Raw genomic sequence first — 22,364 nt, forward strand, 5'->3', positions numbered from 1 at the left:
GTGATGTGTTGTGTTGTTATGTTGTGGTGCAAAAATACTACTTCTTAGTAAGAAAGAAAAAAGAAAACAAGAAAGATTATTTTCAGATTTATTACATTTGAATAAAATCCAACTAATGACCAATCTGTTTCATATTTCTTTAAAACTAAGCGGTTTTCCTATTACGAAAGCTCAAGCTGATTTTGAGAAAATTCTACAAGTTTCAGAGGCAGATTATCCTAATTATCTTGATACTAAAAAGCGAGAAATTGTGGAATTTCATTTGAAAAACAATGCTTTTTATCAAAATTTAGTTGGGGGAAAAACTTTTGATAATTGGAACGAATTACCAATTCTTACTAAAAAAAATTTACAAAAACCTTTAAAAGATAGGCTTTCAAAAGGTTATCCTGAAAAATCAGTTTTTGTAAATAAAACATCGGGTTCAAGTGGCGATCCGTTTGTTTTTGCTAAAGATAAAGAAGCGCATGCCATAACTTGGGCTTCGATTATTCATCGTTTTGGTTGGTATGGTGTTGATTTTAATTCGTCGTATCAAGCCCGATTTTATGGTATTCCTTTGGATTTTATTGGGTATAGAAAAGAGCGTTTGAAGGATTTTTTGAGTAAAAGATATCGTTTCCCTATTTTTGATTTATCGGATACTATTTTGGATGGTGTTTTGGAACATTTTAAAACCAAAAAGTTTGATTACATCAATGGCTATACGAGTTCGATTGTGCTTTTTGGAAAATATTTGCAAGCCAGAAATATCATTTTAACCGATGTTTGTCCAACATTGAAAGTTTGTATGGTAACTTCCGAAATGTTGTTTGAAGAAGATAAAATTTTACTGGAAAAACATTTGGGAATTCCAGTTGTCAATGAATATGGCGCTTCAGAATTGGATTTAATTGCTTTTCAAAATCCAAATAACGAATGGCAAATGAATTCTGAAACTTTATTTGTAGAAATTTTGGACGAAAATAATCAACCGGTTCCGTATGGAAAAGAAGGAAAAGTAGTGATTACTTCCTTGTACAATAAAGCACATCCATTCATTCGATATGAAATTGGCGATATGGGAATTTTGGATGAAAAAAGCACACCTAAAAAACCAATTCTTAAAAAATTAATTGGAAGAACCAGCGATGTGGCACTTTTACCTAGCGGAAAAAAATCGCCTGGGTTGACTTTTTACTACGTAACCAAAAGCATTATTGAAGACGATGGTAACGTAAAAGAATTTACTGTTCGTCAAACCAAATTAGATAGTTTTGAGATTGATTATGTTAGTTCTGAGGAATTAACTTCGGAACAAATTAAGGAAATTGAAAATGCTATTGCCAAATATTTAGAACCTGGATTGTATTTTACCTACAACCGAAAGGAATTTTTGGAAAGAACCAAACGAGGAAAATTGAAACAGTTTCAATCATTACTTTAATTTCTATATTTCATAAAACCGCGATACATCCAATGCAACATGTAGTAAGCCGATTGAAACACATTTAGTTTCTCAACTTCTCTATAAAATTGCCATTGGTATTTAATTAAATCGGATTTTTTTCTGGAAAGTGAATTTTCTCTAATGCGGTAAATTGCTTGTGTTTCTTGAATTCCGTGAGCAAATGGGATAACTTTTAAATAATTTAGCCACAATCCCATATCTTGACGCTTTCTTATTAACGGCATGTATTTTTTACCTAACTTGTTTATATCCAAAAAAGCCGTCAAACAACTTATTGAGTTGGATTTTAAAATATCAGTATAGGAAACTTTATTGGGCACAACAAAATCAGAATACACAAATTCAAGTTGTTCATTTGCTCTTTTATAAGACGAAAACACAAATGGAATTCCAGTTTCTTGAATGGTTTTAATATTGTTTTCTATGAATGTTGGGAACCAAATATCATCAGCATCAATGAACGTCATATAATCGCCTGAAGCTTTTTCAATTCCAGTATTTCGAGCAACGGCTGGACCAGAATTTTGATTTAATTTATGAAATTGAATTCGGTTATCTTTTTCAATTATAGATAAAACTACATTCTCCGTTTCATCAGAAGAACCATCATCTACGATAATCATTTCCCAGTTTTGATAGGTTTGATTTTGTACTGATTGAATGGTTGCTGCAATAAATTTTGCGGAATTAAACGATGGTGTAATTATGGAAACTAAAGCATTCATTAATATGCCTTTTCTTCTCCTTTAAATATATTTATCACTGTTTGGAAAATAATTTTCAAATCCATAATTATTGACCAATTTTCGATATAAAAAACATCATATTTTATTCTGTTAATCATGTCTTCTTCTGTTTCAATTTCACCTCTAAAACCTTTTACTTGAGCTAAACCTGTAATTCCTGGTTTTACATAATGACGAACCATGTATTTCTTGATTTTGCTGGCATAAGCTTTGTTTTGTGACCAAAGATGCGGTCTTGGACCAACGACTGACATATCACCAAGAAGTACATTAAAAAACTGTGGTAATTCATCAATACTAGTTTTTCGCATAAATTTACCCATTTTGGTAACTCTCGGATCGTTTTTGGAAGCTTCTTTTTCGGTAAAACGATTGACTTGCATCGAACGAAATTTATAACAGAAAAATTCTTCTTCGTCCAATCCTGGTCTTCCTTGTTTGAAAAAAACTGGTCCTTTTGATTCAAGCTTTATTAAAATAGCTAATAATGGAATTAACCATGAAAGTAAAAATAGAATGACTATCAAAGAAAATATTATATCAAATGTCCTTTTAAAAGCTTTAATCAAAGGATTGTGAAGCTCTGTTTTCTGTAATGTTAGTACCGGAAAAAGTTCGTAATAATTGATTTTTAGGTTTTTAGAAAAAATCTCTTTGGTATCTGGAATAAATTTTATTGCTTTTTTATTGTCATCGGCAAATTCAACCAAATCTTTTAATTTCTCATTCGAAATTTCATTTAATGAACAAAAGATTTCGTCAATACTGTTTTCTATTACAAAGTTCTTCAAGTCTTCTATTCTACCTTTTATTTCTTCATTTTGTTTCTTATCCGAAAAATATCCAAAGAAACGATATCCATAATCTTTTCTGTTTTCTAAAACTCCTTTTAATCGTATGGATTCACTTGTATAACCAATAATCACAGCATTTCTAAAATTACTTCCTGTAACTATTCGGTATTTTTTTAGATAAAAAAACCAAAAATATTTAAACCCAACAATGGCAACAAAACTTACCGATATGAATATTGCTATGGCTTTTCCGCTGAAAATAGTTTCTTTAGAAAATGGAAAAAAAGCGATAACAACGAGTAAAAAAAGACAAAATTGTTTTACTAATTTGCTGATGATTTCAACAGGTGTTGTAAAACGAAAAACTTCATAGTATTTTACTATCAATGCTATGACAACCCATGTAATAGTTTGATAAATAATGTAATACAACAACGGAAGGTTTAAATCTCTGAAGAAATATAAACTTAAAGTCGTAATAACTATTAGATCAAAAACAATATTGATTGGTCTAATGTATTTTGAATATCTTCCTGTTTGTTGTGCAACCATATTTTTTTAATGGATGTAACCTTTGAAATCTTTGTGTTCTTCTTTTAACAATTCTTCCGAAGAAAGTGATTTGAAATATTCATAAGTTAACTTCATTCCTTCTTCTCTATTTACTTTGGCTTCCCAACCTAATATTTCTTTGGCTTTAGTAGTATCAGGTTGACGTTGTAATGGATCGTTGATTGGTAACGGATGATACACCACTTTTTGATTGGTTCCGGTTAACTTTATAATTTCTTCAGCAAAATCTTTGATGGTGATTTCATCAGGATTTCCAATGTTTACTGGATAAATATAATCCGAATGTAAAAGTCTAAAAATTCCTTCTACTTGATCTGTAACATAGCAAAAAGAACGAGTTTGACTTCCATCTCCAAAAATGGTTAAATCTTCTCCACGAAGTGCTTGTCCAATAAATGCTGGAATTACACGACCATCATTCAGTCGCATTCTTGGTCCATACGTGTTGAAAATTCTAACAATTCTGGTTTCAACACCATGGAATGTATGATATGCCATCGTAATTGATTCTTGAAAACGCTTGGCTTCATCATAAACACCTCTTGGACCAATGGTGTTTACGTTTCCATAATATTCTTCGGTTTGTGGATGAACTAATGGATCGCCATATACTTCTGAAGTTGAAGCGATAAGAATTCTAGCTTTTTTTACTCGAGCTAATCCAAGTAAATTATGTGTTCCAAGTGAACCTACTTTTAGAGTTTGAATAGGAATTTTCAAATAATCTATCGGACTTGCTGGCGAAGCAAAATGTAGAATATAATCTAATTTTCCTGGCACGTGAACAAATTTTGTTACATCATGATGATAAAATTCGAAGTTTTTATCTTTAAAAAGATGTTCAATATTTTTTAAATCGCCTGTTATTAAATTATCCATTCCGATAACAAAATAACCTTCGGCAATAAAACGGTCGCACAAATGTGAGCCAAGAAAACCTGCTGCACCTGTAATTAAAATTCTTTTCATATAATTTTTTAATTTTTAGGATTGTCTTTCAACACATTAGAATTGAAAAGACAATAAAAAAGTGTAAAAAACACAACACCTCTTTGTCGCCATAAAAATGATTCTGTCAAAAATAAACTTATCATTAGAATTGCAAAAGCAAAATGAACAAAATCTTTATTTTTTATGGCATTTTTTATGTTAAACAGTACTATTATTAGCAATAATGCAAATCCTATAATTCCTAAATCGGAAAAATTTTGAATATATTGATTGTGAAGATTCTTATCTTGATAACCTTCATGTTCATTATCTCCAAGAAATAAATTGTATTGAACTGCTTTTTCTTTAATTTTTTGGGTGGAAGCATTTAATCCAAATCCTAATAAATAATCGTTATTCTCAGAAATAATTTCAGTGAAAATCCTAAATTGATACACTCTGAAAGCTGTTCCTGGAAAATAATCATTTGGTGAAAATGTTTCGTTTGTCCAAGCTTCTTTTAAACTTATGTAATGAACACCTTGAGGAACATTACTAATTACATCTGCACTAATACTTTTGTCTGTATTACTTTGAAATTCTTCTTTAAATCGGTTTTTAATTTTTCCAAACGAAACGATTAAGCCTAATACTAATCCAAAAACTATCAAGTTTCTCAGTCGTAACTTTTGAGAAGATTTTGAAAAATAAAAGAAATACAATAATCCTAACAGTAAAACTACAACGATTATATTTTTGGACGAAAGTAAAATTATAAAGGCAAAAAGTAAAATGGCAGCAACGGTTTCAAATTTAGTCTTAACTTCTTTGGAAACAAAATAAAACAAAGCAACGGCTGCAAAAACCGATACATGGATGGCATTTAAAAGTTTTGGAACTAAACCATAATCAACATAATCTTCGCCGTGGTAAAAAAATGCTCTTGAATCTTGATTTATGAAGTATCTAATCGTTGCTCTCAACATGAAAAAAACAGCCAAAATAACCATCGAATAACTATAATATTGCTTTATTTTTTCGGTTTGAATTGAAGTAAATTTTTTGTTTACCGCAAAAGCAATCGGGATTAATAATAATGTTATTTCTTTTGGAATTGCTTTTAACGTAGTTTCTTGGTCAATACTCCAAAAATAGGATAAAGCCATCCAGAAGAATAGTACAATTGGAACAATCAAAAACAGATTGAAACTTACATTTTCTTTCTTAAATTTTAGGATGCTGATAAGTAAAAATACTGCTAAAACAACATTGTTAACAGCAAATGGAAGCGGAATTGTTACTAAGAGCAACAATGACCATAAAAAAAGGATATTATTATTTGTTTGACTTTTTATGTCTAGCAAAACATTCTTCAAAAAGTTGTAAATATTCGCCATTAATTTTGCTCCAGTTAAATTGATTTACAATTGCTTTAAAGTTGGCTTGAACCAGATGCAAGTTATCATTTTTTTTGATAGTTTCGATAATATTTTTAACTTCCTGAGGATTAGAAAAATAATAGCTGTTTTCTTTTAAAATTCCTTTGTTAAAATCGTTGTTATGAGCAATTACAAATGCTTTTGAAGCCATTGCTTCTAGTAATGATGGATTTGTTCCTCCGACCGAATGACCATGAAAATATAAATTTGAAAAATATCTCAAATTATCCAGATGTTCTAAATTGTATAGTGCGCCAATGAAACGAATATTTGGAAAATCTTTATACTTTTTCTTCAAGTATTCGCCATATTTTGTGTGATTTTTTCCAATGACTAAAATGGTGGTTTCATCATCGCTAATCGATACACCTTCTAGAACCATATCCAAATTATTCTCGGGTTCAAAACGTGCCATTATCATGTTGTACTTTCCTTTTTCAACATAATATTCCTGAAGAATTTGCTCATTAGGATTATCGAACGGATGCGCACCATAAGCAATATAGGTCGAATCTTTCTTATATTTTTCTTTCAAGAATTTTTGAATTCCTATAGAATCTGAAACTAAATAATCACTGCTAATAGCTGCCAATCTTTCGGCAAATTTTAAAAACTGTTGAACTGGTCGCGAATATTTAGAACGTTTCCACTCTAAACCATCCATATTGGTGATAATAATTGGTTTTTTTGGCAAAAGAAAACACCAAATTGAATTACTGGTATAACCTAACTGAAGTATGATATCAAAATTTCTTTTGCGAGAATCCATGATACAATTGTAATCATAAATAAACTGACCAAACGTACCGTATTTATATTCTGGATCGTGTTTATGGATAATATTTACGCCATGAAATGTTTTTTCTTGAAACGGGTGATCATGAGAATTATAGCAATATACTTCGTGACCTTGTTCAACCAAATAAACTGAAAAAAATTCAGCAAATTGTTCAAATCCTCCGTAATAATTGGGCACGCCACGTGTTCCGAGTATAGCTATTTTCATCAAGAATTTTTTACATTTCGGGTGTAAATGTAGCTTTATTTTAAAATTTTATCAAACAAATTTTCAATACTTGATACATATTTATCAACTGAAAATTCACTTTTAGCTCTTTGAAGTCCTGCATTTCCAAACTGTTCACTTAATTCTTGGTTTTTAATTAACTCTTGTAATGCTTCTGAAAGTTGCTTTTGATTATTAGGCTCAACCAAAAATCCGGTTTCGTTATTTACAACAATTTCGGTTAAACCTCCATGATTTGAACCAATTACAGGTTTCTTTGCAAACATAGCTTCGATGGCAACTAATCCAAAAGGTTCGGGTTCTGTAGATGGAACAACCGCTATGTCTATACAACGCCAAATAGTGATAATATCATTTCTAAAAGGCAAAATAGTTACTTTATCTGTTAACTGTTTTTCTTTTATTTGCTCCTTTAAATGTTGTAAAAAAACCTCTTGATTTGGCGGTGGCGAACCAACATAAACTAATTTTATATTTTTATTGTTTTTTGATAATTCTTCAAACGAATCGAGTAAAATTTGCTGTCCTTTCCATCTACTTATTCGACCAACAAGTCCAATTATGATTTCATTTTGTGTAGCATTAAAAAGTTGTTCTCGGAGTTTACTGATTTCTTCATTTGACATTGATAAATCATTGTTTTCTATTCCATTCCAAACAACAACTCCTTTTTTAGAAATTTTTGAATTGGCTTCCCAAAATACCTTAGTTGCTATAGAATTATAAATTATTAAAGAAGTTGTTTTTAGACTTAAAATCTTCATAAATGCTTTTTTAAACACTGATGGTGATTCTATAATTTCGTGAACGTGCCAAATATGTTTAATTTTTGTTTTTCTAACAAAAAATAATCCTAAAAGTACTGCTAAAGTATTGGAATAGACAATATCGAAATGATACTTTTTATGCAATTCATTTGAAATGTTTACTCCTTTCTTAATATCTAAAAAAAAGGTAATCAAATTTTTTGGCGAAAACATTTTTCGATACAATTTCAATACTGGAGCAATGTGAACTTCTATATTTACCTTTTCGAGTTCGTTTTTCAAAGGTCCATCATTGGGTAAAATAACAACTGGATAAAACTTAGCTTTATCCAAATATTTTAGTAGTAAAAGCAATGTTTTATCTGAACCATAAAGTTCTGCCGATTGGTGAATGAAAAGTATATTTTTCATGGATTATATTTCCTTTACAATTTTTGCTGGAACGCCACCAATCACAACATTATCAGGAAAAACACCGTTAACAACTGCTCCTGCAGCAACTACAGAGTTATTGCCAATTCTTGCTCCATCAAGAAAAGTAACTTTGGCACCAACCCAAATATTATTGCCGAGTTTTATACCTTTTGACGTTACGCCTTGTTCTCTGATTAATTTTTCTTTATCCGTGAAAATATGATTCTCTGAATGAAAGCTGATGTAACTTCCCATTATTACGTCGTTCCCGATTTCAATTCCACCAGAAGCACCAAAATGAGTATAATCGCCAATAGCTGAATTATTTCCCATTTTTAATCCTATTCCATATTTTGATAAATGACTTGTTGTGGTTAAACAAGAATATGCTCCTATCTTTACTCCATCTCCAAGAATGATTTTATTTTTTGCATATCCATCCAAAACAGTATGCCTTTCTATTGTTACACTTTTGCCAAAAACAAAATTACTTTTATTTAAAACTTTGCAAGACTTTCCTAAAAACACTTTCTTTCTCAAAAAAAACATTCCTCTTACTAACATCAAAAATCTATTTATCAAAACAGAGATCAAAAGACTATCGGGTATTGACTCGTCAATGGAATAGCTTTTTCCCATTTTTAATAATATTGTCTGAAATAGTTTTTTAATCATGCTGTAACGCTTTTGATTTAGAATGGTAAAAATACAATAAGCTACCCAATATAAAAATAATACCGTCTTTAGTATTATAAATTCCAGTGATGGTTATAGTTGAAAATAGATAAAACAATCCTATTGCTGAAATAAAAACCGTCTCAAAAGTGAACTTTTTATAAATTAACTTATACAAATTAATTAAAAACAATAAGTAGATTATCAAACCTATGAAACCTGTTTTATACAAAATATAAGGTATTCCATTATGTAATTCTGATATATACTTTAGTCCTTTGTCTTTTCTAGGATTATCCGTTAATGGCGCAAAAAATTTCAAATTAACCAATGAACCATAACCTGCTCCAATTAGGTAAAAATGAGGATTCTGATTTAGTAATGCCATTGCTCTTTTTGCTTCATATCCTCGCCAATGATCCCAAAGCTGTTTATGATCTTCTCTATCAATTTTGGTTTCGAAAATCTCTGCTGGTGCTATTTTTACTTTATATAAAAACGACTCAATGCTATTCCCGCTTCTATCAATTTTTACAGAATATAAATAGGCATAAAGAAATCCTATACAAGTTATAATCAATAAAAAGATTTTAATAGTTTTTGTTGTTATTTTTGAATACCCATAGATAGAAATAAATATAATAATAACGCCAACAATCATAGTTCTTGACAAATACAATACATTTGATAAAAGCAATAGCAAAAAAATAAGATTGCTGTTTTGTTGCTTCTTAAACAAAGTTTCGCCAAAGAATTTTTTATAAAACAACAGAAAAAATAGTGCAAACATTTCTATGAAATTATCTTTACTAAACTCTCTTAAACCTGAAACAGTATCTAGTTTACTAAAGAAAAAGACAACAATTAGATGAATGATTGCTGATAAAAAACCTAGTAGTACTATAACTTTTATAAAGTTCTTTATACTGTTGATTTTTTTGTAAAATAAATATCCAATGGCTAAACCTAAAATTGGTTTTATAAAGTGAAAAATATCTTTGAGAGTATTAAATAGAGAATACTTATAAAAAAGCGTTCCGATAAAGCCTATTAAAAAAATTACTATTAAAAACTTTGTTTTTTGGAGTAAGAAAACTGGAATTGTTGGTTTTTTTTCAAGAATAAAAAAAACTGCTAACATGAATATCTGTAAAAAAATATTGGCTTTAAACGAAGGTAAATACAACTGAGCAAATAGTACAATTGCAAAAAGCGCGGTATAAAAATGGACTGCTTTAACCTTCATTATGGTATTCTTGTATTTTTTTCAAAAATAAAGGTTTTAATCTAGTTTAAGATTAGTTTTTATGTTTTTTACTGTCTTATTAATTTTTAGTGAAAGTAAGCAAATTGTTTTTTGAAAACCTTTCATGTGTTTGCTTATATAAATTTGATATCCTTTTATCAAAAGTGGTTTTTTTGAATTATTAAAACCAATAAAATGAATGTAGCTGTAATTTGGTAGAAATACTCTTTTTTTACCTATATCCGCTATTTTTTTGCAAAAATCCACATCTTCAACATACATAAAATAATCTTCGTCGAAACCTTTTATTGCTGTATAAATTTCTTTGGAAAGCATTAAAAAAGAACCTCCAAGCCAACCAACTTCATATTGATTTTTGGTAAATTTTCCAGTTTTAAATTCGGATGAAATATCAAGGAGTTTTATCAACTGAAACATATTTCTAGCATTAGGAAAGTTTCCTGCCACTGGTAAATATTCCTTTTTTGCGTTTAGCATATTTATTCCAATTACTCCAATGTTTTTGTCGCTTTTTAAAACCTCTAAAACTGGCTTTAAATTATCTAAAACGATGGTATCATTGTTAATCAAAAGTAGATTTTCACCTCGCGATTGCTTAACAGCTTCGTTGTTTCCTTTCCCAAAACCGTGATTAATCTTTGATTCTATTAGGATAACTTCGGGGAAATTTTGTTTTATAAAATCGCAGCTTTCGTCTTTGGAATCGTTGTCTATTATTATAATTTCATGAGAAATCCCTATTAGGTTTATTTTTAACGAATTTAAGCAATCTGTTAAAAATTTCAATCCGTTATAGTTTACGATAATGACTGATAGTTCAATATTCATTGCAATTGTATTTTAAACAAAGGTATAGAAACCGAGTTTTCTTTTGATAAAATATAAACAAGTTAAATTAAATAAAGCATTTGTAACTAAACTTGCTGCTGCTGAACCTTCAATTCCATATTTTGGGATTAGAAGATAGTTAAGTATCACATTTAATATAAAACCAAATATCGTTATGTTTTGCAATATTTTTTGATGGTTTGTCATGTTTAATATTTGATCCACATTTCCTGTTGATACATTTATTAAAACGCCAAGCGCTATAATGATAAGTGTTGTTTTTCCTTGTATGAAGTTTTGTCCAAACAATCCAAGTATAAATTCACTAAAAAAGATTAATCCTAAAACTAATGGCGTTGTCAATAGAATAACCAATCGGGTTGATTTTACAATGGTAGAATGTAATTCTTTTATTTCGTTTTGCTTAAATAGTTGAGAGATTTTTGGAGCCAAGACAATATTTAGCGATATTATAACTAGCATTGCCAATGAAGCCAGTCTATAAGCTAAATTATATATTCCAACCTCTTTTTCTGAAACCATTGCACCAAGCATAAAAATATCAGTCCAGTTGAGTAAAAAAAGCATTAAACTACTTAACATCATTGGTGAAGAAAACTGCAAAATTTCTTTAGATGTTAGTGTGTGCTTTTGTTTTTTTTGATGTTTTTTGAAAACAAAAAATAATTCTATAATTCCTGTAAAAACAACAGACAACGAATAAAATAATATGGTATAAAACTGATTATCATTTGATATTGTAATGAATAATAACAAAGACAAAAACAAAAAATTTGGAACAACAAACATGAAGATATTGTACTTTTTAAATTTTTTTGTTGCCACAAAAAAATTCAGAAAAAATTCATGGATGATAAAAAAGGGTAACGTAATACCAACCACTAAAATATAGGATATTAAATTTTTATTGTTAAAAATATCTACCGCTATAAAATTGGCTAAAATCAAGTATAACAAACTTGGAAGTATAGAAACTATAAGGATTATTTTTAAACCTTTTTTGAGTAAAAACTGTGAAAAACAATCGTCAATCTTATAAATTCCTAGATAGTTTATCATTGCATTAGGTAATCCCAACGAGAAAATCATTGTACTGGCTTGTATAAGTGTAAAAATTAATGAATAATTACCAAAAACTCCTTCTCCATATTTTTTTGTGATAATAAATGTTATAATAAAATTGAGAAGTAATCCCAATATTCTGTATAGAAGAGTTACACTTCCAGACTGTAAAATTTGTTTGAAAGTTATGGATTGGTTTATTATTTGCTTGATTTTTTTCAATCGAAATTCGTAATCTTTTACAAAGTAAAAGAGGAAGTTTAAACTTCCTCTTTTACTTTATTATTGTATAATTTTTGATAACTCGTCCGATAACGGCTTATGAGGATAGAGAATAACCGCTGTTTCTTGTTCGGGTTTCATCTTCTTTAAAACCGTTGAATTTGCGGTTATAATATTGACATCTTTGTTTGCATAAAAATAATTAAAAACATTAATATTGTCCGCTTCAAATTTTTTATCAAGATATTCTACTTTGAACCCTTTAATGTCATAATAAGTTTGCTCTGGATTTACGCCTCTACCTAAATCTAATCTTAAGTGTGTAGGCAAAACATCTTTAGGTAGTATAAAAACTAATTCTTGCGGATTTGGTGATCCTTTTACATCTGCCCAAACAGTTTTCTTATCATCAAAATTTATTGTCCCATCTTCTGTATAAAATAAACTGGCTTTATCATCTTTTTCTGCAATTACTTTGAAAGTAATACGCATTAATGTTTTATCAATTGCTTCTTTTTCAACAGCCACAGAAGTCTCTTCATTTTTGTTTTCATTTTTACATGAGAATAAAGAAACAAATAATAGTATCAAAATTGTTTTTTTCATTTTTATTAAATTTTACTGCAAAGGTATATTTATTTTACAATTTCCTTAATTCTTTCTATTTTTTTTCAAAATATTTATCAGAAACAAGTAAACCTCTTTTTCCTTCTTTTTTATTTTCAACATAAACTCCAAGTTTATAAATGCCTGTTTCTAGTAAATTTATGTCATATTCTGTTTTAAATCCAGAATTATCAGCATTAAAAGAACATTTAAAATAAGTCGTAACATCTGGTCTTATAATCGATTGTGAAGGTATTATTTTTGTGTTTTTGATATCTGTTTTTTCGTTTATTAGCACTAAAGAAATTTTTGTGTTTTCCGAAGAAACTCCATTAAAATATGCCCAACCTGATACATTTACTTTATTATCGACTGTTTCAAATATTTCAATGTTACTCATAAAACTATCTCCACTATAAGGTGTTTTAATATCTAAACCTGTTAAATCAATTCTTTGAGGTAATTCACTAGCAAGAACAAAATGTTTTGCCCAAGCTTGAAATCCATCAAATGATTTATCAACAACAAAATGCTTAGCAATTATAGCATTAGCATTATCCGAAGGATTGAATGTTTTTCCAAAAGCATCTACAAACCAAAATGATTTTAATTTTGTTGAATCGGATTCCATTTCGTTTAACAAAGTCTCTAATTCTTTTTCAATTATAGGTTCACTTTTTTCCAAATTGAAATAGTAGTCAAACCAATATTTTTGGCTTGTATAAACCATGTGCTTTTTTGGATTATCTTTGATTACACTTAAGGAAGCTTCTCTAAACTGCGCTTTACTTGGTACTGAATAATATTTATTAACAACAATCATATTAATAAATGTAAATAGTATTACTAGTAATATAACCGAATATTGTATTATACTACTTTTTATCTTTTGAATTCCCCAAGCAATTACTATAAATATTACTGGTAATACACTTGTAAAATATCTTGTCAAGATTAACGATGTTGCGCCATAAGATTTCACTAACAAGAAGATTAGAAAGATAAATAACCAAAAGATTAAAAACAAAAATGTGAACAAATCTTTGTTGGTTGTAAAAGTTCCTCTCTTTTTAAAGATTGAAAATAATAAATAGTAAAATATTGGAACATAAATAAATTGTAAAAATTCAGAATTTATAAAAACTTCTTTAAGCATTAATCCAAAAGATTCATTTGTTGGTCTTGGCACCCAAAAAACACCAATTTCAAAAAGCTTGGTGAATTTAGTCCAGTTTGGTAAAAACATTACAATTGTTATTGCTCCTATTAAAACTAGTTTTTGAACTAAATTTTTATCAATTTTTGTTTTTGTTTGATACAAATAAAAACTTATAAAAATAAACTGGCTAAATAGATTTATAAATCCAAAAAAATTGGTGTTAATTAAAATTCCTGCTGCAATTGCATAATAAATTGAGTTTTTCAAGCTACTATTCTCTAAAAACAACAACAATCTATAATAAACAAAAATTGTTGCGGCTAGATAAAGAGTGTATGGTCTTGCATCTTGAGAAATATAGATATGATAACTGCTAATACACATCAAAAAAGCGGCAATTAAAGCTGCTTTTTGATTAATTAATTTGTTAGTCAACTTATAAATTAATCCAATAGACAGTAATCCACCAATCACAGATAGCGTTCTTGCAACAATGGCTGTATAACCGAAAATTGTATGTAAAATTTTTAACGTTATAAAATAAATATATGGAAAACCATCTCGTAAATTTACTTCATCAATTACCGTTGAAAATGAATTATTTGGACTTGAAATATTCATTGTATAAATTTCATCCATCCATAAACTCTGAAAATCTAGGTGATAAAATCTTAGAAACGATGCCAATAATAAAATTAACAGCAACCACTTATTTTCTTTTACAAGGGGAATAACTTTGTTCATGTTTTTAGTTTATTAACGTTTCAATGATTGATTCTGGATTTAATTCATAAAAAAGGGGCAACCTTACTAATGTATCTGTAAAATTATCGGTTTCTCGCAATTCTCTTCCATCATGTTTATCGTGATAAAAAGGACTTTTATGTAAACTGATATAATGAAAAACGGCTAAGATATTGTTACTTTTTAGCTTTTCAATTAACTGTGACCTTTGTTCCAAGTTTTTACAAATTAAATAAAACATGTGTGCATTATTGGTTGCATAAGTTGGTAATTCTGGTAAACTAATATTATTCTTTTTCGCCCAATCGTTTAATTTAGAAAAATAATCATTCCAAATTTCTTTTCTCTTGGTTTGAATTTTTTCAAGGTTTTCGAGTTGTGCCCAAAGAAAAGCGGCAATAATTTCTGATGGTAGAAATGAACTTCCAATATCAACCCAACCATATTTATCGACTTCTCCTCTAAAAAACGAAGAACGATTGGTTCCTTTTTCCCAAATAATTTCGGCTCTATTTATAAACTGTTCATCGTTTATGGCTAATAATCCACCTTCGCCAGCAATAATATTTTTGGTTTCATGAAAAGAAAAAGCGGCTAAATGTCCTATTGAACCTAATGCCTTTTTCTTTCCATCTTTTCCTGTAAAATAACTATCAATGGCTTGGGCTGCATCTTCTATAACAAATAAATTGTGCTTTTTTGCCAAATCCATTATAGAATCCATTTCACAAGCAACACCAGCATAATGAACTGGAACAATCGCTTTTGTTTTTGACGTGATTAATGCTTCTATTTTTGATGCATCAATGTTTGGATGATTTGGCATACTATCGGCAAAGACAATTTTTGCACCACGAAGCACAAATGCATTTGCAGTAGAAACAAAAGTATAAGAAGGCATAATTACCTCATCACCTTCTTGAATATTTATCAAAATAGCTGCCATTTCTAACGCATCAGTACAAGAAGTGGTTAGAAGTGCTTTTTTGATATTATAATTTGTTTCAAAAAAATCTTGACATTTTTTGGTAAAAACTCCATTACCCGAAATTTTTCCAGACTTAACAGCTTCTTCAATATACTGTGTTTCTTTACCTGTTAAATAAGGTTTATTAAATGGTATCATATTTTCCAATAATGTTTTATAAAGGTATTTTCAAAAATAGAATATCCTTGCTTACTATAAAAATTACACGCTTGTTTATTTTCAAATTGCGTTGGTATCGTTAGGCTCGTTATTCCTTTTTGATATAAAATAGTTTCTAAATGTTTCAATAAAATACTACCAATTCCTTTTCCTTGATGTTTATTGGAAACTGCAATTAATCCTACTGTTGCGTTATCATCAGTGGTTTTGTAGGTTAATAAACCTGCAATTTCTTGATTGTTCTTATACAAAAAAACATTGTCTGCAAAAGTTTTTGAAATAGAATTATCTATCCAAAGACAATATAATTCTTTGAATTTTTCTGTGCCAAAGTTTTTATCGAGTAAAAATCGACTATGCTTTCCGCTTTCAAAAGCTAATTGATATAACTCTTGAATGTTATATTCTATTTCTGAATGTGAAAAAACATTTTCATTAGTTTGAAGAATTTCACTCAGTTTTTTGTGAAATTTTACTTTTTGTTCAGAAAATAAATTTGTAAAACCATCTATTTGTAAATCAAAATCTTCATCTGAAACAATATAAAGTAAATCAAAATCAGCAAAATTTAAACAATCTTTACAATCAGTGAAATTTACTTCACCAATTTTTAGATTAAAAAAATCTGAATCCCATTTCTTTTCTGCTATCATACAATTTCGTCAATTATAAAAACAGGACGGTTTTTTGTTTGGTCAAAAATCTTTCCAATATAAATTCCGGCAACACCAATAGTTGTTATTATTATTCCCGATAAAAACCAAATGGATACAATTAAAGATGTAAAGCCCAAAACTGCAATTTCATGATGTAACGCTTGGTATATATAATAAATGCCGACGCAAAATGATAATAACGATATTATCATTCCAAATTTCACAAACAGTTTTAATGGCTTGTTAGAAAAAGAAATAATGGTATTGAATGCTAAACTTACCAATTTAGAAAAACTATAGCTTGATTTTCCTTCTTCACGAAAAGCATGTTCAACAATAACTGACGTTGATTTAAACCCAACAAAGTTGACAAATAATGGAAAAAACTTAATATAATCAGAAATTTCTAAAATAGAATTAACTACTTTTCTATGATAAATTCCAAAATTGGCTATTTCATTATCATACTTTGTTTCGGTAAAAAAACTATACACTTTTGAGAAAATTTTTGATGATAATTTTTTCAAAAAAGTATCCGATCGTTGTACTCTTCTGGCCAGAACAACTTCAAAACCTTCTTGAGCTTTTTGATACAATTTTATAATTTCCTTAGGTTGATCCTGCAAATCACAGTCCATAACAACAATCCATTCGCCCGAAGCATTAGCCAAACCAGCCATAATTGCTGGATGTTGACCAAAATTTTTACTTAATCGAACTGATTTAACCGTTTCAAATCGTGAAGAAAGTGACTTCATTACTTGCCAAGAATCATCGGGACTTCTATCATCTACCAAGACAATCTCATAAGACAAATCCATCTGTTGCATTGTCTTTTGAATTTCGATTACCAAATTCTCAACAATTCTTTCGGCTCTATAAACAGGACTAACTATTGATATTATTGGTTTTTGCATACTATCTATCAAGTTTTAACCGTGTAAATGTAACGTTTTATCCATAATTTTGATACATCAAAAAATGATTTATTTTTTATTCTCTATTTTTGTAAAATCCCAAATTGTATGTTTAATACCTTACAAATCTATTCCTATGAAAATTTATTGGCTTCTTTTATCTTTATTTCTTTTTTCTTCCCAAAACGTTTCTTCCCAAAATCTAGTAATCAACGAAATCATAACTTCAAATTCTAATGTACTAACTGATGATGACGGCAGTTATGAAGATTGGATTGAGTTGTTCAACAACAGTTCGGAACCCATTAATCTTCAAGGTTATGGTCTCTCCGATAATCCAACTCTTCCATTTCAATGGGTTTTTCCTGAATATTGGATTCAATCTGGAGAACATCTGTTAATTTGGTGTTCGGATAAAAATCGAACTAACCCATTACAACCTTTTCATACTAATTTCAAAATAAGTTCAAGTGGAGAACCAATTACTTTAACAGATAATTTTGGAAATGTTGTAGATAGTTTTCCTGCTACAATCATTCCACAAAATTTTTCATACGGAAGACAAAATGACGGCTCTTTAACTTTTGTAATTTTTTCCGAACCAACACCTGGAACTTCAAATATAACCGAAGGTTATTCGGAGATTTTAAATCCTCCTATTTTTTCTGTAAACTCAGGGTTTTATCAAGACGATTTGTCTTTAACATTATCATCCACAGATGCTGAAACTACAATAATCTACACGCTTGATGGTTCAGAACCTGATGAAAATAATCTTTCTGGAACAACCTATCAATATAAAAATCAATACCAATTTCTTCCTGAAGATTCCGTTGGTAGTTTTTTAGAGGAAAGCTACACTTCTTATATCTATTTGGATGAAATTACTATTTCGGACAGAAGTAACCTGCCGAATAAAATTTCTACTATTTCAACTTCCTATGATAGTTTTCCGCATTATGCTCCAAATGAACCCATTTTTAAAGGTACAGTTGTTCGTGCAAAAACAATAAAACCTGGAGCAATGTCAAGTAATGTCGTAACTAAAAATTATTTTATTTCCAATGAAGGAACTAATCGATTTACACTTCCTGTGGTTGCAATTTCATTAGACGAAAACTTACTTTTTGATTACCAAAACGGAATTCATGTAGCTGGTGTTGATTATGATAACTGGAGAATCGAAAACCCAACTGATGTTGCACATAACTCAAATGCTAATTATAAACGTAGTGGTGATCAATGGGAAGTAAAAGGAAATTTCAGTTTTTTTGATAATAATAATGAAATTCTAAACCAAGATATAGGAATAAGAATTCACGGTGGTTTTACCCGAACACATCCTCAAAAATCGTTACGCCTTTATGCTAGAGGAGAATTTGGAGAAAGTAATTTCAACCATTCTTTCTTCAATAATCCAAACTACAATTCCTATAAAAGATTAATTCTAAGAAACTCTGGAAATGATGCCTACTCTACATACTTTAGAGATGCTTTTATTCAAAAAACAGTTGCTCACCTTAATGTTGATACCCAAGATTACCAACCAACCATTACTTTTATTAATGGAGAATTTTGGGGAATTTTAAACCTACGTGAACGCTATGACAAGCATTATTTTAAAAGAGTTTATGGAATTGAAGATGGTGAATTAGATTTTTTAGAATACAATGGTTATCTAGTTCAAGAAGGAGATTTTGACCATTATGCAAATATGTTTCACTTTATTGAAAATAATGATCTTCAAAATCCAACAAACTACAATTACGTAGAAACACAAATGGATACTGAAAATTTTACCGATCATTTCATCACAAATATTTATGCTAGGAATACCGATTGGCCACATAACAACATTGAGTTTTGGAGAAAAAGAACAACACAATATGAACCCAATGCGACTTATGGTCAAGATGGAAGATGGCGATGGGTTATAAAAGACACCGATTTTGGTTTTGGTGCCGATGGTGGTTCAGAAGCATATCTACATAACACTCTTGCTTTTGCCTCTTCTACAGGTGGAAACGAATTTACTAATCCAGAATGGTCAACGCTTATCTTTAGAAAACTACTCGAAAATCAAGGTTTTAAAATACATTTCATTAATCGTTTTGCCGATATGATGAACACAACTTATAAACCCGAAAGACTAGTGTCCATCATCAATGAAATGAAAAGCGGAATTGAAAATGAAATTCTCGAACACGGTCATCGATGGAGTTCTATTGGTTCATTTGATCAATGGAATTCTAACATTAATATAATGAAGCATTTTGCCCAAAATCGTGCTGAACAACAACGCAATCACATTCGAGAAAAATTCAATATTGAAGAAAACATAACTACTGCCTTAAATGTCTCAGATGATTCTCACGGTTATATTAAAATCAATACTATAGATATTATCCCATCAACACCTGGAGTTATAGAAAATCCATATCCATGGAATGGCGTTTATTTTAAAAATATTCCAATAACTTTAAAAGCTATTGCAAAACCTGGCTTTGACTTCAGTCACTGGTCAGGCGATTCCATTAGTCCTGAAAGTGAAATCACAATAAATCCTAACGGAAATATTCAATTAACCGCACACTTTATTCCATCTGGAGAAATAACTGAAGAAGTTCCGTTATATTTTTGGATTTTCGATTCATCTGTTGCCAATGATACTCCGCTTGAAGAGTTAAAATCTTCCTTTGAAATTCCTGTTGAAGGAACGCTTTCATTCCAATCTTGTTTAGAAGGTTATCCTTTTAATAGTTCCCACCCAAATTGGAGAAAAGCTTCAATGGAAAGGAGAAACAGTCCAACCGATATTAACTATTTACCCGAAGCCAATGATGATATTCCTTTTTCGAGTTCAAATATGAGAGGAATTCAAATTAAGCAACCTTTCCAAAATAATGGATTAGAAAATCAGATGATTTTTAGCTTTTCTACCTATGGTTATGAAAATATTCTTTTTGGATTTACGGCAAAAGATGAAAATGCAGCCGATTCAATTCTTGTTGATTATTCAACTTCTGAAGGTGAACCAACTTGGACATCGGAAAGTTTAGACAATCCAATTTTAACTTTAAACAATGATTATCAATTGTTTGAAACCAATTTTTCTTCTATTGAAACTTCAAGTAATAATCCAAATTTTAAAGTTCGTTTACGTTTTGAAGGAACAAATATGAATATTGACAATGGTGATCGAGTAACATTTAATAATTTTAGTGTTAAAGGAAATGCTTATTTGAATATCGAAGAAAATAAAACTTTGTTGTTCAATATCTACCCAAATCCTGCCACTAATGAATTCTATGTTGTTCATCAATACGATATGGTTGAATATGTTCTTTATTCCATCGACGGAAAAGTAATAAAGCAAGGTATTTTACCGAGTTATTCTATCAATATTGAAGATATCCAACAAGGGATTTACCTTTTAAAATTAACTGCAAACAACAAATCCTTAGTAAAAAAGATACTAAAGAAATAATTACTTTATTGATTCTAAACTTGTTTCCCAGCTTTTAATCGAAAGGTTAAAAGCTGCTTTTATTTTACTCTTATCCAAAACACTAAAACTAGGTCGTTTCGCTGGCGTTGGAAAACTTGTGGTAGGTATTGGAAGTAAATTTATACTTATACTATTGATTTCAAATATTTTTTTGGCAAAATCATACCAAGAACATTGTCCTTCGTTGGAGAAATTGTAAATTCCGAAGTTATCGGTTGTCGGTTGTCGGTTGTCGGTTAGTATAATTTTCACTAAAATTTCAGCCAAATCAACTGCATTTGTTGGAGTTCCAATTTGGTCATTGACTACCGAAATGGTATCTCTTTCTGATGCTAAACGCAACATGGTTTTCATAAAATTATTTCCAAATTGCGAGTAAACCCATGATGTTCTAATGATAAAATGTTTCTCCCAAACTTGTTGAATAGCTTTTTCGCCATCCAATTTTGTTTGTCCATAAACTCCTGTTGGATTGGGTAAATCCTGCTCAAGATATGGAGTTTTTTTATTTCCATCAAACACAAAATCAGTAGAAATATGAAGTAAAACGGTATCAAATTTCTTTGAAACCTCAGCTAAGTTTTTTGCGCCTATCACATTGATTGCAAAAGCTTTTTTAGGTTCGCTTTCGGCTTTGTCAACCGCAGTATACGCTGCTGCATTTATGCAAAAGTCTGGTTTATAATTTGAAAAAATAGTTTCACAATTCTCTAAACTAGTAATATCTAGATTTTTTGTATCACAAAAAACAAAGTCTATTTGCGGATAATTTGGTGCAATAAACTGCAAACTTTGACCTAATTGTCCCGAACTTCCTGTAACTAAAACTACCATGCTTTCTTGGCGTTTTCTAAAGTTGGTTGTACTTTATCTTTCTCGGAAATGATTAAATCTTCCAACGAAAATTGCCAATTGATATTGATGTTTTCATCATTGTAGATAATTCCGCCTTCGCTTTCTTTATTATAAAAGTTGTCACATTTATAAAAAAATGTAGCTGTTTCACTCAAGACTAAAAATCCGTGAGCAAAACCTCTTGGAACAAAAAACTGTTTTTGGTTTTCTCCCGATAAAATCACTGCTTCATATTGTCCAAATGTTGGTGAATCTGGACGAATATCAACGGCTACATCTAAAACTTCGCCTTGTAACACACGAACTAACTTAGCTTGTGCATATTCGCCTGTTTGATAATGCAATCCGCGTAAAACGCCTTTGGAAGAAAACGATTGATTGTCTTGAACAAAATGCACCGCTTGTCCTATTCCATTTTGAAATGTTTTTTCATTGAAACTTTCCATGAAATAACCACGTTCATCCTGAATAATTTTTGGCTCAATAATGTAACAACCTTGTAGTTTCGTTTCTTTAAAAATCATATTCAATGTCAAAAGTCAAATTCAAAAATCAAT

19 protein-coding genes are annotated in these 22,364 nt (G+C 29.7%); 2 read left to right on the forward strand and 17 right to left on the reverse strand.

Annotated features, from left to right (window positions below; genetic code table 11):
• The first annotated feature begins 115 nt into the window (after nucleotides 1–115).
• On the forward strand, nucleotides 116–1,426 hold the full coding sequence (locus G6042_RS10970; RefSeq protein WP_169524479.1) for a phenylacetate--CoA ligase family protein: 1,311 nt from the start codon (nucleotides 116–118) through the stop codon (nucleotides 1,424–1,426).
• Here G6042_RS10970 and G6042_RS10975 read toward each other — a convergent pair.
• From G6042_RS10975 to G6042_RS11045, 15 genes are read right to left on the reverse strand one after another with little or no spacing between them, the layout of a single operon-like run.
• Nucleotides 1,423–2,175 (reverse strand): glycosyltransferase family 2 protein, encoded by a 753-nt coding sequence (locus G6042_RS10975; RefSeq protein ID WP_169524480.1) that lies wholly within the window; start codon nucleotides 2,173–2,175, stop codon nucleotides 1,423–1,425. The genes G6042_RS10970 and G6042_RS10975 overlap by 4 nt on opposite strands.
• A complete protein-coding gene (locus G6042_RS10980) occupies nucleotides 2,175–3,542 on the reverse strand; it encodes an undecaprenyl-phosphate glucose phosphotransferase (RefSeq protein ID WP_169524481.1) in 1,368 nt (455 codons plus the stop codon). Before G6042_RS10980 ends, G6042_RS10975 begins: the two co-directional genes overlap by 1 nt.
• Nucleotides 3,543–3,548: 6 nt before the next feature.
• Nucleotides 3,549–4,532: a UDP-glucuronic acid decarboxylase family protein gene (locus G6042_RS10985; RefSeq protein WP_169524482.1), complete on the reverse strand. Its 984-nt coding sequence runs from the start codon at nucleotides 4,530–4,532 to the stop codon at nucleotides 3,549–3,551.
• Between the two features lie 8 nt (nucleotides 4,533–4,540).
• Entirely contained in the window at nucleotides 4,541–5,890 is a 1,350-nt protein-coding gene (locus G6042_RS10990) for an O-antigen ligase family protein (protein ID WP_169524483.1), read from the reverse strand.
• A complete protein-coding gene (locus tag G6042_RS10995) occupies nucleotides 5,829–6,938 on the reverse strand; it encodes a DUF1972 domain-containing protein (RefSeq protein ID WP_169524484.1) in 1,110 nt (369 codons plus the stop codon). Before G6042_RS10995 ends, G6042_RS10990 begins: the two co-directional genes overlap by 62 nt.
• 35 nt (nucleotides 6,939–6,973) lie before the next feature.
• Entirely contained in the window at nucleotides 6,974–8,137 is a 1,164-nt protein-coding gene (locus G6042_RS11000; RefSeq protein ID WP_169524485.1) for a glycosyltransferase family 4 protein, read from the reverse strand.
• Between the two features lie 3 nt (nucleotides 8,138–8,140).
• The gene (locus G6042_RS11005; RefSeq protein WP_169524486.1) at nucleotides 8,141–8,815 is read right to left on the reverse strand and encodes an acyltransferase; all 675 of its coding nucleotides are present in this window, start codon (nucleotides 8,813–8,815) and stop codon (nucleotides 8,141–8,143) included.
• Nucleotides 8,808–10,061 (reverse strand): O-antigen ligase family protein, encoded by a 1,254-nt coding sequence (locus G6042_RS14560; protein WP_317168083.1) that lies wholly within the window; start codon nucleotides 10,059–10,061, stop codon nucleotides 8,808–8,810. The genes G6042_RS11005 and G6042_RS14560 overlap by 8 nt, the downstream gene beginning before the upstream one ends.
• A 36-nt stretch (nucleotides 10,062–10,097) precedes the next feature.
• On the reverse strand, nucleotides 10,098–10,910 hold the full coding sequence (locus tag G6042_RS11015) for a glycosyltransferase family 2 protein (RefSeq protein ID WP_169524488.1): 813 nt from the start codon (nucleotides 10,908–10,910) through the stop codon (nucleotides 10,098–10,100).
• Between the two features lie 12 nt (nucleotides 10,911–10,922).
• A complete protein-coding gene (locus tag G6042_RS11020) occupies nucleotides 10,923–12,215 on the reverse strand; it encodes a flippase (protein WP_262887312.1) in 1,293 nt (430 codons plus the stop codon).
• Nucleotides 12,216–12,275: 60 nt separating this feature from the next.
• Complete coding sequence (locus G6042_RS11025) at nucleotides 12,276–12,821, reverse strand: hypothetical protein (protein ID WP_169524490.1); 546 nt, start codon at nucleotides 12,819–12,821, stop codon at nucleotides 12,276–12,278.
• Between the two features lie 55 nt (nucleotides 12,822–12,876).
• A complete protein-coding gene (locus G6042_RS11030) occupies nucleotides 12,877–14,724 on the reverse strand; it encodes a glycosyltransferase family 39 protein (protein WP_169524491.1) in 1,848 nt (615 codons plus the stop codon).
• A gap of 4 nt (nucleotides 14,725–14,728) precedes the next feature.
• Nucleotides 14,729–15,850, reverse strand: a complete 1,122-nt coding sequence (gene rffA, locus G6042_RS11035) for a dTDP-4-amino-4,6-dideoxygalactose transaminase (protein WP_169524492.1) — start codon at nucleotides 15,848–15,850, stop codon at nucleotides 14,729–14,731.
• Complete coding sequence (locus tag G6042_RS11040) at nucleotides 15,847–16,524, reverse strand: GNAT family N-acetyltransferase (protein WP_169524493.1); 678 nt, start codon at nucleotides 16,522–16,524, stop codon at nucleotides 15,847–15,849. The genes rffA and G6042_RS11040 overlap by 4 nt, the downstream gene beginning before the upstream one ends.
• Nucleotides 16,521–17,444: a glycosyltransferase family 2 protein gene (locus G6042_RS11045; protein ID WP_169524494.1), complete on the reverse strand. Its 924-nt coding sequence runs from the start codon at nucleotides 17,442–17,444 to the stop codon at nucleotides 16,521–16,523. Before G6042_RS11045 ends, G6042_RS11040 begins: the two co-directional genes overlap by 4 nt.
• 136 nt (nucleotides 17,445–17,580) lie before the next feature.
• Between G6042_RS11045 and G6042_RS11050 the strand changes: the two genes are divergently transcribed.
• A complete protein-coding gene (locus G6042_RS11050) occupies nucleotides 17,581–20,931 on the forward strand; it encodes a CotH kinase family protein (protein ID WP_169524495.1) in 3,351 nt (1,116 codons plus the stop codon).
• On the opposite strand, the gene rfbD is transcribed toward G6042_RS11050, so the two are convergent.
• Entirely contained in the window at nucleotides 20,932–21,786 is an 855-nt protein-coding gene (rfbD, locus tag G6042_RS11055) for a dTDP-4-dehydrorhamnose reductase (protein ID WP_169524496.1), read from the reverse strand.
• Nucleotides 21,780–22,331 (reverse strand): dTDP-4-dehydrorhamnose 3,5-epimerase, encoded by a 552-nt coding sequence (gene rfbC, locus G6042_RS11060; protein ID WP_169524497.1) that lies wholly within the window; start codon nucleotides 22,329–22,331, stop codon nucleotides 21,780–21,782. Before rfbC ends, rfbD begins: the two co-directional genes overlap by 7 nt.
• Nucleotides 22,332–22,364: the final 33 nt, after the last annotated feature.

Origin of the sequence: Flavobacterium solisilvae (assembly GCF_012911605.1) — a bacterium.
Lineage (GTDB): Bacteria > Bacteroidota > Bacteroidia > Flavobacteriales > Flavobacteriaceae > Flavobacterium > Flavobacterium solisilvae.